At 40.7% G+C, this 14,284-nt stretch carries 11 protein-coding genes; 4 read left to right on the top strand and 7 right to left on the bottom strand.

All coding sequences use genetic code 11. The features are described 5' to 3' along the window. Positions 1 to 56: 56 nt before the first annotated feature. A complete protein-coding gene (locus LEP1GSC185_RS17240) occupies positions 57 to 1,568 on the bottom strand; it encodes a cryptochrome/DNA photolyase family protein (protein ID WP_008592870.1) in 1,512 nt (503 codons plus the stop codon). A gap of 393 nt (positions 1,569 to 1,961) precedes the next feature. Between LEP1GSC185_RS17240 and groES the strand changes: the two genes are divergently transcribed. Continuing rightward, positions 1,962 to 2,249, top strand: coding sequence for a co-chaperone GroES (gene groES / locus LEP1GSC185_RS17235; RefSeq protein ID WP_008592978.1), 288 nt, complete (start codon positions 1,962 to 1,964; stop codon positions 2,247 to 2,249). Positions 2,250 to 2,267: 18 nt separating this feature from the next. Next, positions 2,268 to 3,908, top strand: coding sequence for a chaperonin GroEL (groL, locus tag LEP1GSC185_RS17230; RefSeq protein WP_008592473.1), 1,641 nt, complete (start codon positions 2,268 to 2,270; stop codon positions 3,906 to 3,908). A gap of 55 nt (positions 3,909 to 3,963) precedes the next feature. On the opposite strand, the gene LEP1GSC185_RS17225 is transcribed toward groL, so the two are convergent. The 6 genes from LEP1GSC185_RS17225 to lipB all read right to left on the bottom strand — a co-directional run bounded on the left by LEP1GSC185_RS17225 (position 3,964) and on the right by lipB (position 13,224). Beyond that, positions 3,964 to 8,913 carry an LA_1737 family protein gene (locus LEP1GSC185_RS17225; RefSeq protein WP_008592360.1) on the bottom strand — a complete coding sequence of 1,650 codons (4,950 nt, stop codon included), beginning with the start codon at positions 8,911 to 8,913 and terminating at the stop codon, positions 3,964 to 3,966. After that, positions 8,906 to 9,127 carry a DUF167 domain-containing protein gene (locus LEP1GSC185_RS17220; protein WP_024864057.1) on the bottom strand — a complete coding sequence of 74 codons (222 nt, stop codon included), beginning with the start codon at positions 9,125 to 9,127 and terminating at the stop codon, positions 8,906 to 8,908. The genes LEP1GSC185_RS17225 and LEP1GSC185_RS17220 overlap by 8 nt, the downstream gene beginning before the upstream one ends. 20 nt (positions 9,128 to 9,147) lie before the next feature. Then, the gene (murJ, locus tag LEP1GSC185_RS17215; RefSeq protein WP_008592160.1) at positions 9,148 to 10,737 is read right to left on the bottom strand and encodes a murein biosynthesis integral membrane protein MurJ; all 1,590 of its coding nucleotides are present in this window, start codon (positions 10,735 to 10,737) and stop codon (positions 9,148 to 9,150) included. A gap of 38 nt (positions 10,738 to 10,775) precedes the next feature. After that, positions 10,776 to 11,480, bottom strand: coding sequence for an STAS domain-containing protein (locus tag LEP1GSC185_RS17210; protein WP_008592587.1), 705 nt, complete (start codon positions 11,478 to 11,480; stop codon positions 10,776 to 10,778). Positions 11,481 to 11,485: 5 nt separating this feature from the next. After that, positions 11,486 to 12,469 carry an LIC_12071 family protein gene (locus LEP1GSC185_RS17205; protein ID WP_008592961.1) on the bottom strand — a complete coding sequence of 328 codons (984 nt, stop codon included), beginning with the start codon at positions 12,467 to 12,469 and terminating at the stop codon, positions 11,486 to 11,488. A gap of 65 nt (positions 12,470 to 12,534) precedes the next feature. After that, the gene (gene lipB / locus LEP1GSC185_RS17200) at positions 12,535 to 13,224 is read right to left on the bottom strand and encodes a lipoyl(octanoyl) transferase LipB (RefSeq protein WP_008592445.1); all 690 of its coding nucleotides are present in this window, start codon (positions 13,222 to 13,224) and stop codon (positions 12,535 to 12,537) included. Between lipB and LEP1GSC185_RS17195 the strand changes: the two genes are divergently transcribed. Then, positions 13,202 to 13,735: a type II toxin-antitoxin system antitoxin SocA domain-containing protein gene (locus LEP1GSC185_RS17195; RefSeq protein WP_008592123.1), complete on the top strand. Its 534-nt coding sequence runs from the start codon at positions 13,202 to 13,204 to the stop codon at positions 13,733 to 13,735. The two genes, lipB and LEP1GSC185_RS17195, sit on opposite strands and share 23 nt — an antisense overlap. A gap of 6 nt (positions 13,736 to 13,741) precedes the next feature. Beyond that, on the top strand, positions 13,742 to 14,098 hold the full coding sequence (panD, locus tag LEP1GSC185_RS17190; protein WP_008592788.1) for an aspartate 1-decarboxylase: 357 nt from the start codon (positions 13,742 to 13,744) through the stop codon (positions 14,096 to 14,098). The last annotated feature ends 186 nt before the right edge of the window (positions 14,099 to 14,284 follow it).

The raw sequence follows: 14,284 nt of genomic DNA, 5'->3' as shown, positions 1-14,284 counted from the left end.
ATACGGCAGGGAAAAAGAATTCGCAACAACTTCTCTTTCGCTTATAATAACGACCGTTATTTAAAAAGTCGGAATTCCGACAATCCCTCCAGAGATTGGATATATTCCAAATACGGTTTTAATTTGAACTTTTTAGAAGTAGAATCCGATGACATATAACGGATATTCCCGAATACCGCTCTTTCCGGTGCCCAAGGCCGGTCGAATGCTCCAAAACACCATAGAATGCCGGTGTATGAATTCGGATCTCTACCATCATACGCATATTTATGATTCAAATCTTCTAATGTACGAAATGCCTCTTCCGGCGAAGAAGACCATTCGATTACTTTCTTTCCCCAAAGCATTCTGAGATAATTTTGGATGGTCCCGGTGAGAACTAATTCTTTCTGAGCAGCGTTCCAAATAGGATCGTGAGTCATTGCGTTCTCAAATTGTTCCTTGGTATATATGTATTCTCTCTTATCTACGCTATGCACCTTTAAGGATAGCTTAGCCCAATCGGGAAGAATAGAGAGATCCTTTCTAAAGCTCGGTTCCTTATAGAATAAAAGATAACCCAGTTCTCTCCAGGTTAAAAGTTCGTCCAAAAATGAGTTTATATTCGGGTTCGGATGAAAGAAACCTTCATTCTTTCCTCTATAAGAATGATTTAAAGTATCCGGTGTCCAATTGACCTTAGGATCTGCTTCCAGTACTGCAGTTACGATCTCCTCCACGGAGATCATTCCAAAATGTAAATAGGGGGATAGATATGAGGATTTGGTCTTTTCAGGCGGCCTTGGTTCGCTTCTTTCTTCCGAATAATACGGAAGACCTTCCTTTAGGAATTTTTTAAGTAGGTCCAACCCTTCTTTTCTTCCTCCAATCTTTCCGGGAACAGGAAGCACATTCGGGAATTGAGAATTCATTTTTTGTAAATAGGAAGGGATTTCCTCCTTCTTCCCTGAAAATAGAAAATCCGGTTTTTTTAAAGTATCCGAACTTGGAATTCTTTTCGGACTCGGTTTCCGCTCGGATCTATGCATATAAGATTCCACAAATCTATCATGTAGTTTAGGGCGAAGGACTCTAGCATAACCGAAGGACTTTTCGTAAGAAGCAAGAGGTGTGATCGAATTGGAATCTACGAGCAGAAGTTTACAATCTAGAATCTCTGCGATCTTCTCCGCATGTTCCGGCAGGAAAAAACAAGGAAAATCATCCGTAATCACCACTGAGGCTTTTTTTAAAATACCCGGAACGATCTCGGAAAGTGAATGCTCTTTCGTTTCCACAAAAGGCCAATAAGTAAAGCCGACACGAGAAGCATCTTCGGCTGTATCACAAATTCCCTCTAAAAGAAATTGATGGAGCCTAGGGGAACTCCATTCATAATCCATCATGACGGATTCGAATAGGACCAAAGGTTTTTTGAACTTTTTCGCCAAATGAATCGAGTAATCAAGAGAGTGATTCCAAGCCAACCTTCGATTCGCTCGGATCCAATAAAGGATATATTCTCCTTCTTCCAAGACAGGCTTTTTATTGCCTTCTCGCACTCTGATTAAGTTTTTCTCTGAGAACAAATGATAATATCCTTTTTTTCTTTTTATCACGCAGAGGCGTAAAGTCGCGAAGGTCTTTATGAAACTCCTCTGCGGCTTCGCGTCTCTGCGTGTCTATTTCTTGGTAGCTAACGCGGCAGGGATACGAAGGGCTTTAGTCCAGGCGAAGCCTGGATGAGCGCGAATGCGCGAACCCGGAGTAAGCCCGGTCCGAGGAGCCGCCCAGTCCCCCTTAGACTCTTCTCTCTAAAAAACGGGAAATGAAAAATTTGAGGGTTTAAAAGGAATTTGGGCAATATTTTAGCACTCTTAAGCTTAAAGTGCTTGACCGCTCACCCGTCTTTCGGATTTCCTGGAATTTATATTCAAGCACTCATTTATTACAAGTGCTAAAGAGACTGAAAGGAGAAAGTCATGGCGATTAAACCACTGGGCGACCGTGTTCTGGTTGAACCTAAACAAGACGCCGAAGAAAAAATCGGCAGCATCTTCGTTCCTGATACTGCGAAAGAAAAGCCGCAAGAGGGAAAAGTTGTAGAGGTAGGAAGCGGACGTTATGAAGACGGGAAGCTTGTTCCTTTAGAAGTTAAAGCTGGTGATGTCGTTCTATACGGCAAATATTCCGGAACTGAAATTAAATCTGACGGCAAAGAATACCTGATCATTCGCGAAAGCGACATTCTTGCCATCGTGAAAAAGTAATAGGCCGAGGAAATTAAAATGGCAAAAATTATCGAGTATGATGAAACAGCTAGACGCAAACTTTTAGAAGGCGTTAACAAACTTGCAAACGCTGTAAAAGTTACCCTTGGTCCTAAGGGAAGAAACGTAGTAATCGACAAAAAATTCGGATCTCCAACCATCACTAAGGACGGAGTTACCGTAGCAAAAGAAATCGAACTAGAAGATTCCATCGAGAACATGGGCGCTCAGATGGTAAAAGAAGTTTCCACAAAAACAAATGATGTTGCCGGAGACGGAACTACCACTGCTACTATTCTCGCTCAATCAATCGTTAACGAAGGATTGAAAAACGTTACTGCCGGTGCTAACCCAATGGCACTTAAACACGGTATCGATAAAGCGGTTAATGCAGCAGTTGAAAGTATCAAAAAACGTTCCGTTAAGATCGAAAACAAAAAAGACATCGCTAACGTTGCAACTATCTCTGCAAACAACGACAAGGATATAGGGAATCTGATCGCAGATGCTATGGACAAAGTCGGAAAAGACGGAGTTATCACTGTTGAAGAAGCAAAATCAATCGAAACCACTTTAGACGTGGTAGAAGGTATGCAATTCGACCGTGGATACGTTTCTCCGTATATGGTAACGGATCCGGAAGCAATGATCGCTACTTTAAGTGATCCTTATATCCTAATTTACGACAAAAAGATCTCTTCTATGAGAGACCTTCTTCCTGTATTGGAAAAAGTTGCTCAAGCAGGAAGACCTTTAGTTATTATCGCGGAAGAAGTTGAAGGAGAAGCTCTTGCTACTATCGTAGTAAACACTCTTCGTAAAACAATCTCTTGCGTGGCTGTTAAAGCTCCTGGTTTCGGAGATCGTCGTAAAGCGATGTTAGAAGATATCGCGATCCTTACTGGCGGACAAGTGATTTCGGAAGACCTAGGAATGAAACTGGAAAACGCAACAGTTCAACAACTGGGACGCGCTAAAAAAGTTACCGTGGATAAAGAAAACACCACCATCATCGAAGGACAAGGTGCTTCTAAAGATATCCAAGGCCGCGTAGGTCAGATCAAAAAACAGATCGAAGATACTACTTCCGAGTACGATCGTGAAAAATTGCAGGAACGTTTGGCGAAACTTGCCGGCGGTGTTGCAGTGATCCATGTTGGTGCAGCTACAGAAGTAGAAATGAAAGAGAAAAAACACCGTGTGGAAGACGCACTTTCGGCTACTCGCGCAGCAGTAGAAGAAGGGATCGTTCCTGGTGGTGGATTAACTCTTTTAAAAGCACAAGAAGCAGTTGCCGCTCTTAAATTAGAAGGCGACGAGGCTACTGGAGCAAAGATCATCTTCCGCGCATTAGAAGAACCGATCCGTATGATCACTTCTAACGCAGGTCTGGAAGGATCCGTGATCGTAGAGCAAGCAAAAGGTAAAAAAGGAAACGAAGGTTTTAACGCTCTTACTATGGTTTGGGAAGACCTTCTTCAAGCTGGAGTCGTAGACCCTGCGAAAGTAGTTCGTTCCGCACTCCAAAACGCTGCTTCTATCGGATCAATGTTGTTAACTACAGAAGTTACAATCACCGACAAACCTGAAAAAGACGGTGGCGGAATGCCTCCTATGGGTGGAATGGGCGGTATGGGAGGAATGGGCGGCATGATGTAATGCCTCTCTTTCCTTTCGGAAAAGTTAAAAGCCGAGGTTTCCACCTCGGCTTTTTTTATAACTTAATGCCGAGCACTCTATCGATCTCGTTTCCGTCCTTAGTGATCGTGTGGCTATATAATAAATTTAGAATAGAGTATTTACTGTATTTGGTCTTGGTCTCATATTCCCAATCCCAAAGAAGACCTCCCATTCCAGGGATTGCTAAAATTCCCATCGCGTGTAAGCCGTTCATATTATTCCCGTACTGTCTGTAGTAGAATAATCCAGGACCTACGAGCATTAGATCCTCTTCTTTGGAAATTTTTTGATTTCTATAATATAATAATCCTAGACCTAACATATCGAATCTTCCGTCTTTTTCGGAGGAGAAATATCCTAAAACTGGCGGTATCAAAGTTGCCGTTCCGGATGGATCCGAATGATAATAAAGGACAGGAAGGAAATTTGCGAGAGTCTCTCCCGGAACCGATTTCCAACGTAACCAAAGGAAATTCGTATCCGAATAGTCGGGACTTCTTTCATATCCGCCTAAAAGTCCGCCAAAGATCGCAACCTTGGTCCTTTGCTCTTCCAATTCAGTATGGATCAGTCCTAAGAAAAAGTTCAGATTTCTTCTTTTCTGATAACTTTCGTAATTTGTGTCTATAATTCCCGCAAAGCCCCAACGATCCCACTCATTGTCCTTATAACTATAAAAGCCGAATGCGAACCAAAATCTGGATTCTTTACTTTTCCTATAAAATGCAAGAGGAGCGAGACCGTAAGCAGTACGTTCGGAATTATCCAAATAAAAAGCGGGGCCGATCACTAATCTTTCTAAACCGGAATTTCCGGATTTATAATCGGTAATTAACAAAAAGTTTAAATGTTTTTCCTTTTTAAAAGGATCGCTCTCCGATTCGAATCTATAGATCGGAAAAAGATAAGACTTAAAATACAAACTAGTCGTTTCTTCCTTTTTGAGATCCTTAACCGTATGCAACGTATTTGAGAAGAGGAAGAATGCAGTAAAGTCCCTCCATTGATCCACGATCTTATCGGTACTACCTTCCTTAAGAGAAACAGATTCGTATTTGGAATAATCTATCAATTTTAAAAAGGTCACATCCCTCTTGAAATATTCCCGATTATCCAAGCTCTGTTTTTCCGAATATGTATATAAGAATGGGATCGGTAAAAAGTAAAAAGAAGAACTAGTTTCTAAACCTTTACTTCCGTAAGAGGAAAAGATCCCGAAGGGATTCGAATTGAATGAATTCCAACTTCCCTCTTTGAATTCAGTTCTATCCGAATAATACAAAAGCCCCCAGGTAACTCTTTCCTTATAAACGTTAGGAACGTTTTTCTCCTTGTTGGAGTAAAAAGGATAAATCGCAAAAGAACTCTCCTGATCAGAACCGGAACCATTCAGTATTCCTAATATATTCCATCCGGAACTGTTTCCTTTTTTATAACCATAATAGAGGATCGGAACGGTAGTATAATATTCCAGCACCTTGTCCCCTTCCTTTTCCGAGCCGGAAAAATAAAAAGGAAATATATGAAAACGACTAGAACTCCTTTCTCCATTTTTCTCTTCCGCAGAAGAAACCAAACCCAGAAAATTCCCTTTAGAAACGGTAGGAGAAGATTCGCTATAATATCCTAAGACAAAAAGTGTATTCTCACTGGAATTTCGTCTGGAATAGATCGTAGGGAAAAATAAAAAGTCCACCTTGGTAGTTTGTTCCTGAGTTTCAGAGGCACCCTTGGATCTAGAATAATAATAAAAAGGAGTGAGTAGAGAAGAGGATTCTTCTCCGTTCAATTCTCTTCTGCTCGAATATGCGGATAATAAGGTATAAAATTTGGACTCATAAGAATCACCGGATAAAGATTGTATCTTAGAATCGTAACTCAAATAGATCGGTATCAAGAGATTATATGACTTCTCTTGGAATAGGTCCTGGTTTTGGCTGGACTCCGAACCTGAATGGAACAGAGGTAAAAGTAAAGAATGAAAAGATCTGGTGGTAGTAGTTCCTTCCACGATCCGTTTTCTGTAATATAAAGGCGAAATCGTACGAGAATGATCTTTAGATTGGTCATGAGCGACCAATGGAAAGATCCTAAATCCCCAAGCTTCCGCAGAAAAATACAAACGAGTGAAAGGCCAAAGAAGGGAATAGTCCCTTACCTCTCCTTGTTTTCCTCTGAGAAACCCTAAAAGTAGATACGATTCTTGGAAATTATCCTTTTGTTCCTGTCTTCCATAAAAAGGAAAAAGCACAAAATAAGATTCGTCTCCGATCCTACTCCAGAAGAATAATGGGGCAGCATAAACCTTATCCGATGTTTTTTCAGACCAAGAAAACCAACTCAAAGGAAGAAGTCGGAAATGTCGTCTATCATCGCCCTTCTCATAACTAAAGATCCCAAAGAGAGCGTTCACTCCCAAGAAAGAGCGGACCTTATCTCTTGTTAATCGATTGTATTGGCCGAGACCGTCTTTTTGCTGTGAAACGCTCTCTTGAGCTTGTTCAGGAATGATCTTAGAAGAAGATTCCACCGGATGATTTTCTTTCCAGAATTGTATCTCTTCCTTTCCGATCGAAGTTCTGGTAGATATACTGAATAGATTATAGAATAAGGAGATATCCGCGTCTAAATAGTAATCCTTTTCATTAGCTCCTAAAGATCCACTTGCAGAATTTGTAAAACTTCCGAGGGTTTTGGAGGAAGAATAGGCTAACCTCAATTCCAGGGACTTATCTGCTTCGTAATAGTTCAACCAAATAGGAAGGAACATATCTCCTTTCGATCTTGGATTGTCCCAATTCCAATATAAAGGAAACCAGGTCGTAAACTCTTCTTTACGGACCTTGTCTACATTCGAAAACCATAATAAAGGCCAGATCCAGGTATTATCCTTTTCGGCAGAACGATTCCAATAATGAAAAAGACCGAAATGAGTGTAAATATCGTAATCTTTTCCGAAACGGAAATAAAAAGGCAGAACTAAACGAAAACTATCTCTTTTATAAAAGTAGAACGGAAATGTATAGCTGTATCTCGCATCTCCCGCCTTATCAAAACCTCTCCCTAAAATTCCGAGTACATTCCAATAAGAATATTCGTTTGTGCTATTCGAAAAATAAAAAGGGTATATCCTTCTTCTGGATTCCTGATCTGTGTCGTATCTTTCATACAACGTAACTAATGAATACTTTTCGAACTTGGTTTTGTATTCTTTCGAATAGGACAGAGGAGTTATGAGTTCCTTATATTCGGAAGTATCATTCCACTGAAAGATCGGAAGAAGTGTATAACTTTCGGACTTGCTCCCTTGCCAAGAATCCCTATAAAAATACCAGAACGGAAAAAAGATCCATCTATCGAATTGATCTCCTACTTCACTCCTTCTGGAATAAAATGGGCCAACCCAAGTCCGATTCTTATTCCAATAAGTGAATAAAGGAATGATCCAAGTATATTCATTCCCAGGCTGATTTCCTCTCGCCCATAAAGGAATAAAATGAAAATGATCGTCGGACTTATAGAACCAAAGAGGGAAGAAAAATCCACGCTGAAATTTTCCCTGATCATCCCAGGAAAGGTAGGTATTGATAAAATAGTTCTGCGAGGCGTCCTTTTCCTTATTTCTATAAAAAAGAAACCAAGGCAATAACGTCCTTGTTTGGGATGCATCCGAATAATAATAAGAAATCGGAGTGATTACTTTCGACTCATCCGGTTTAAAAGAATGATAATAGATCGGAAAAAATAAGAATTTGGAAGATCCCCTCCAATCCTTAGTATAATAGAAATTTAAAGCGTAAAAGTCCAGATCCGTTGCAGTCCGACTATAATAGAACGGAGGGACTATACCGAATTTTTCGGTGCCATTATCGAAATAGGCGGGAAACAGATAAAAATATTCGTTCTTCTTGTGGAACATTAAGGGAAATAAATAAGAAGAGGAATAATCTCCCTTCTCGTTTGCGCTCCAGCCGCTGATCAATAAGACGTTTGTGTCCGATTTGCCACCCTTTTCCCACTTTCTATTGAATACGATCGGGATATTCGCATTATAATTTTGTAATTCTCCATCATGATAGTTCCGATTTAAGAAGAATGCCAAATAATAGGAAAATTTCTCCTCATTCTTCCCTCCTCCCCCTAATTGAGGAGTTTCTTTCCAAGTCTGGCCGAAAAGCGGAGTAAAGAAGGAGCCTTCCTCTCCCCCATCCCAAGAGTTGTAAGAGAACAACGGAAAAACGGTAAAATGAAAATTCTCTTTATCTGAATAAGAATTATAGAATGTATTATAGAAGAAGATCGGAAAAAAACTAAAATGGAATTTTCTTTTTCCGGAACCCCAATACACCAAAGGGAGAATGGAACCGTAAGAAGACTCTCTGTCTTCTCCCCAATGAAAGATCAAAAAATGGTTCCAATCGTCGTTCAAGTTTCGATTCCGAAAAAATAGAAAAGGAACCGCAAAATAAAAGGATTCTTCTTTGCCGCTTTCGATCGTTTTGCTTCTACCGAACAAAGGGAGAAAAGAAGGAAAAGACACCCAACTCTCCGAAAATTTTTCTCCCCTTGATTCGTATGAATTGTAATGAAATAAAGAAAAGTTCACGCCCGAATCGGACTGAGGGTTCTGGATCCGTTGTGCATAATAAAGAGGAAAAAAATAAGATCTAAAAGATTCATTTTCCTTTGCGGATAAATGATCGATGAGAGGAAAAAAACTGGTTTGAGTAAACTTAGGATAATTTGTTCGGGTATAAAGAACGAGAATATTTAAAGAATAATGCGGTCCCCAATACTCTTCGCTGGCAAAAGGAGGAAGTCTGAACCGATACTTATCCTCTTTATCACTCCCTAAGATAGGTTTTTTTTCGGCAGTTAAAGTATCGAAGTAGTCGACCGCACCTAACTCCCAAGAATGAAAACAAACAATGAGAACGGAAATTAGGAATGAAATTTGTCTGAGTTTCGAAAAATCCCTAATCATAAACTTCCAGAAGTTTTAACTTACCCTTTTCTCCCCTGAGGATTTTTACCTTAGAAGGCGCCAGTCCCAGTTCTTCCGCAACCGCTCGGACTACAGCATCATTTGCCTTACCTTCGGTAGCAGGCTCTTTTACTGCGACGATCCAAACGCCATCTTCCGCTTTAGTCACGGACGGTTTTTTAGAATTCGGCTTTACTCTGACCTGAATTTTCACCGGAGATCTTCCGGGCAAAATTACTTCTTACGAAATATTTTTCCAGCTATTAACCTTATCTCTTCCAAGCCCAAAAGCAGACTGATCAGGAAAAAAATTGCCATGCCGGGAATAACTGCGGCGGAAAGAGAGAGTCTGGAAGAATTCGCATAACTTAAACCTCTCTCCGAAAGGAAACCCAAAGCCCAAGGATGGACCATTTCCTTGTAGAAAAATAAGAATACGGCCATCGCCAAAAGTGGTACAACTAACTTCGCAATTTTAGAAAGAAAGCCTTCCCAGGGAAAGGCCACCCTATGTTTTCTCAAGTTGCTGGATAACAAAGTCCAGGTTATCAGAGTAGAGACTGCGGATGCCAACGCGATTGCGGAATGTTTCAGATAAAATATGAGCGAAAAATTCAAGGTTAAGTTCAGTATAAATGTGAAAGCTTGAACCCTCAAAGGAGTTTTGGTATCTTGGAATGCATAATAGGTGGAGATCAAAACCTTATTCATGCTGTAGAATGGAACTGCCAAAGAATAGAATATCAAAGGTAAGATCGTAGTTTCCGTAGCAAGATGGTCCCATCTACCTCCGTAATAAATGGAATCCAAGATCGGCCCAGCCAAAATCCCGATCCCCAAAGCGGCAGGTGCAGTTAAGAATGCTGCAAATCCTAAAACTCCTAACATTTCCTTAGGGACTTCGGAATGTTTATCTTCTTTTAAGGATGAAAGTAAAGCCGGTAAGGTTGTAGTAGCAAGTGCCACGCCTATAATCCCAGTAGGAAGTTGCACCAATCTCTGCGCATAATCCAAACTAACAACGGCACCTAAGCCTGGATTCGTATTCTGCACATAATTAGCTAAAAATATATCCACTAAAAGCCCTAATTGGTAAAAACCGCCACCTACAGTGGCAGGCAACATTAGTTTAAATATTTTTAAGATAGCCGGATGTTTATAATTCCAGGAGAATATCGGGCCTTCTCCGTTCTTAGAAACATACCAGGCTTGGACGGCCAACTGTATGATCCCTCCTCCTACGATCGCAAAACAGAGAACTCTTACCTTAGTCAAAAGTTCCCAATGCACAAAAGGGAAAACTCCCAAAAACACAGTGAGATAACTTAAATTAAGAATTATAGGAGAAAGAGAAGGAACAAAAAATCTATTTTTGACGTTGGAAATCGCCATATAGATCGAAGACAAACTTGCGGTAACGATTAAGAAAAATAGAATATAGGTAAGCTCTACTACGAGCCCTGAATATTCCGCTGTCCCTCCTACCAATATAGGCAAAGCAAAAGGTGAAAACGTAAATACGATCACTACGAAACTTAGAAGGATTACGAAAAGAAAACTTAATACTGCTCCGCTCATCTTTCGAGCGGCGACCACTCCTTCCTTCTCCGCGTCTGAATACAATGGCATAAAGGATTGGGAAAGAGTTCCCTCTGCCAAAAGGTTTCGGAACATATTGGGTAGTCTATAAGCGACCGAGAATGCGGAGGCTACCGTGCCTGTCCCGAAAGATACGGCCATAAAATGGTCTCGGAACACTCCTAAAATTCTGGAAACGAGGGTGTAAAAAGAAAGAGCGAAACTTCTTCTGGCTGCTTGGGACAAGAGATCCTACGTGGTCGGTGTTTCCGACTAATCTGAAACTAACTTAATAGTTTCTCTAAGTATCGAACTCCGCCGGTCCGACTCACGTCAAACTGAATTCCACAATTAGGACATTGGTGGCGGCCAAGACTCTTGATCCTAAGTCTTGCTCTACAAGATTCGCAGTACAATACTCTTTCTTGGATGTTTCGCGCTTGTTCCAAAGAATGATCCAGATCCTTTCCGATCTTCGTCTTCTCAGTAGGTTCTTGTCCAGGGATCGGAACAGTACTGATCTCGGGAACATACACGTCCGACTTAGTCAAAGAAGAAGAAGGACTAGAATAAAACTGGATCGGTTTAGTTTGTCTGAGCGAAGAAATATTCTCCGACTTTTCGGATATAGTTCTTCTATCCTCGATCTTTAAAGAAGAAAGCCAAACTTCCGCTTCTTTTTCGTGGGCAAAAAAGTTTTGGCTCTTGTTCAGACCGAATAATCCTAAAATCAATAAACCTTCTTCATTCCAATCGCTGAATGCAATATTGCCGCCGAATTTTTCAAAGAAGTTCTTTAATTCTACGAGTGCGGAAATCCCATCCTCTTCTATATACTCCACAAAACGGGAATTGACTAACACAAGTCTTTCCCCTTCTTCCCAGCGAGTTTTGATAAAACGTACCAGATCGAATGCAGAATAGGAATCCAGAACCCCTTTGGGGGTTACCTTCAAAATATGTCCCAGTTTTGTAGTATGAATTTCCAAAAAGTTTATCCTAGATAAATAGCGTCTATAATTTCCGCTTTCTCCCGATTCACCGCTTGCGCTTGCGGAATAGATGAAGCTGGCGGCGGAACAGGAATACTTCTCTCTACACTCGCAGGTGCCGGTTGACTTTGGAAAGGAGTAGAAGAAGCAGGAGCATTTTCTCGCCAGCGAATAGGCCCTTGAGTTTGTGCAAAGTCAACCTTCTCCCATAATGGAGGAGCGGAAGGATCCGCAATATACTTTCCGTCCTGCGTAAAAGAAGTGCGGACACTCTTAATTAATAAATGAGAAAATCCTAATATAAGAGCGCAGATAAGTGCGATGATCGCGTTATTTTGTAAGGTCCACCAGAATAACTCTGTCTGGATCTTCACAAAATGTGCAAAATTCCCTCTTTCGTATTTCATATGAAGAGAAGCCACTCTTTCCAATTTTTCCGGATGGTATACGGCCATGGAAAGCAGAACACTCGGCTCGGAAATTTCAGGAAAATAAGGAGAAACGATCTGCATCAATTTATCGTTCTGGAACGTATTCTTTTCTCCCAAAAGGATGGGAGTACCGATCTGCCATTTTCTCAAATGATGTGCAGCGGTATAACTTGGAGATAAAAACTTAGATTCCGGTTTTCTTTTCGCTCTTGGATCGGACACATAATCTTCGTTAGATGATGCAAGAACGATCCCTGAATCATCTGCCATACTGATCTCGGAAATAATGAATCCTTCCTTATCTCCTGACGTTACCTTTACGAGCCTAGTGAATGCAAAGTTCAGATCTTCCAGTTTATCTTTGCTTAATTTTCCTTCGCTGGATTTGGAAATTGCGCCGATTGTATCTCTGGCTCTTTGGTCCGAAAGATTTTTGATCTGCTCAAAAGATGCAAGAGAAGATTCCAAAAAAGACCATGCAGAGGCTCCGGCAGCGATCCCTTCGCAAATTAAAAGTGCTAAAATGAAAAATAGAATATGTTTGAAAATTTGCACCTGAGAACCTCTCTTCTTTTAAAAATCGGCTGATTTTGCCGTTTTTCTAAAGAATAAAATCCCTTTTAGGCGCCGATTCCCTCTTTAATCGGCCTTAAATTTTCCAGAAATTTGGACTGAAAAGCTTGGATCCATTCCTTCTTCTTATTTTCCCCGCTTTCTAGTCCCAATTGAGAGACAGAGATCATTGACTTCCAGTCCTGTCCGCAGGGATGGATACACTGAAAAGCGGAAAAATCGTTGGAAACGTTGAGAGCGATACCATAGCTAGTGAACCAGGACTTGAATAAAACTCCCATCGAAAGAATTTTACGATTGGGAGAATTAGAAAGATACAGTCCGGGCGCATTCGGATTTTTTACAAGTTCCAAACCCCAAACTTTCTTTGTGGAATAAATTGCAGATTCAAGCACTTGGTCCAAAAATTCCGAGATAGAAATTTCCCTTTTTTTTAAGTCCAAATGTACATAGGTAACGATCTGTCCGGGCTCATGAGCGGTATAATCCCCTCCTCTTTTTATATATTGGAGAGAGATCCCGTGTTCGGAAAGGAAGTCCTCATTTCGCAGAAGATTGTCGATATTATAATTGATCCCCCCGGTAATCGTAAGAGGGTGTTCTAAAAATAGAATCGATTCTCTTCTATTCTCCCGGGACTTTTCCTGGAAACGAACATAGTCTTCGTACGGAAGGGGATTTTTCAGGGAAAAAGCCTGCACACTCGTATTATTTATGGAAAAGCTGCTCGAAGTCATCTCCTTTATACTCCAAAGATCTCCCAGAGGAAGAAACCGTCAGGAACTCGCAAAACTTGTTTATCTGTCCGATGGAGTATTCTTCCAAAAATACGCAAAAGTCATTACGCACCAAAAATACATCCATTTGGAAGATTCCCCCTATCCAATGGAACTGAATCAGGCCCTTCTACACCTGAAGGAAAATCGTCTAATAGATGTGGTCCCAAAATTGACCGAGACCGGGATCTCGGGTTATTTGTTAACCTGGGTCGGAACAGAGCATGAGGATGAAATAGACCTGAATCGTCAGGAAAAAAGGATTCTCCGCAAAGTTCTGGAAAATTTCAAAGGAAGTGTTTACGACGAAAATAGAGTGTATCCGAATTTGTATGAGAATTACGTGATTACTCCCCTTTTCTCGGAAATTAAGTTTAGCAAAGAAACTATTAACACTAAAATCCATTTCTTTAAGAGAAAAACGCTTTTGAATATCTCGGGCAAAATATTTAAGGTACTTTTTAGCGAGTAAACACGAATGCTCATCACTGTTTGTAAAGGTAAAATCCATAGAGCCACCGTAACCGATGCGGACCTCAATTACGAGGGAAGCCTGACTGTGGATATGGATTTGGTAGATGCCGCTGGAATGTTTCCTTACGAAAAAGTTTCCGTTGTAAATGTAAACAATGGATCCAGATTCGAAACATATCTGATCGAAGGCAAAAGAGGTTCCGGAGAAATCTGTTTGAACGGCGCTGCTGCCCGACTCGGAATGAAAGGAGACAAAGTAATTATTATCTCCTACGGCTCCCTGGAAGAAAAGGACCTTCCAAAGGGCTACAAACCTCAAGTCGTTCTAGTAGACGACAAGAACCATATCAAAAAAGCCTAATTTCTTAGGCTTTCCCTAAACTTTAATCCGCTGGACTAAATTTACTAACTCAGATAGAATCGATCCGTTTTCCGCCCGAAACGGAATTCTTCTCATTTTTTTGAGGAAAAATGAGAAGGAACGGCTAAGTTTCGAGGCTTAGAAGTCGATATTCAATATGAAGAACCGTACTGGGACAATAAATCG

The organism is Leptospira licerasiae serovar Varillal str. VAR 010 (assembly GCF_000244755.1).
Lineage (GTDB): Bacteria > Spirochaetota > Leptospiria > Leptospirales > Leptospiraceae > Leptospira_B > Leptospira_B licerasiae.
This window is presented reverse-complemented; position numbering and strand designations above follow the sequence as displayed.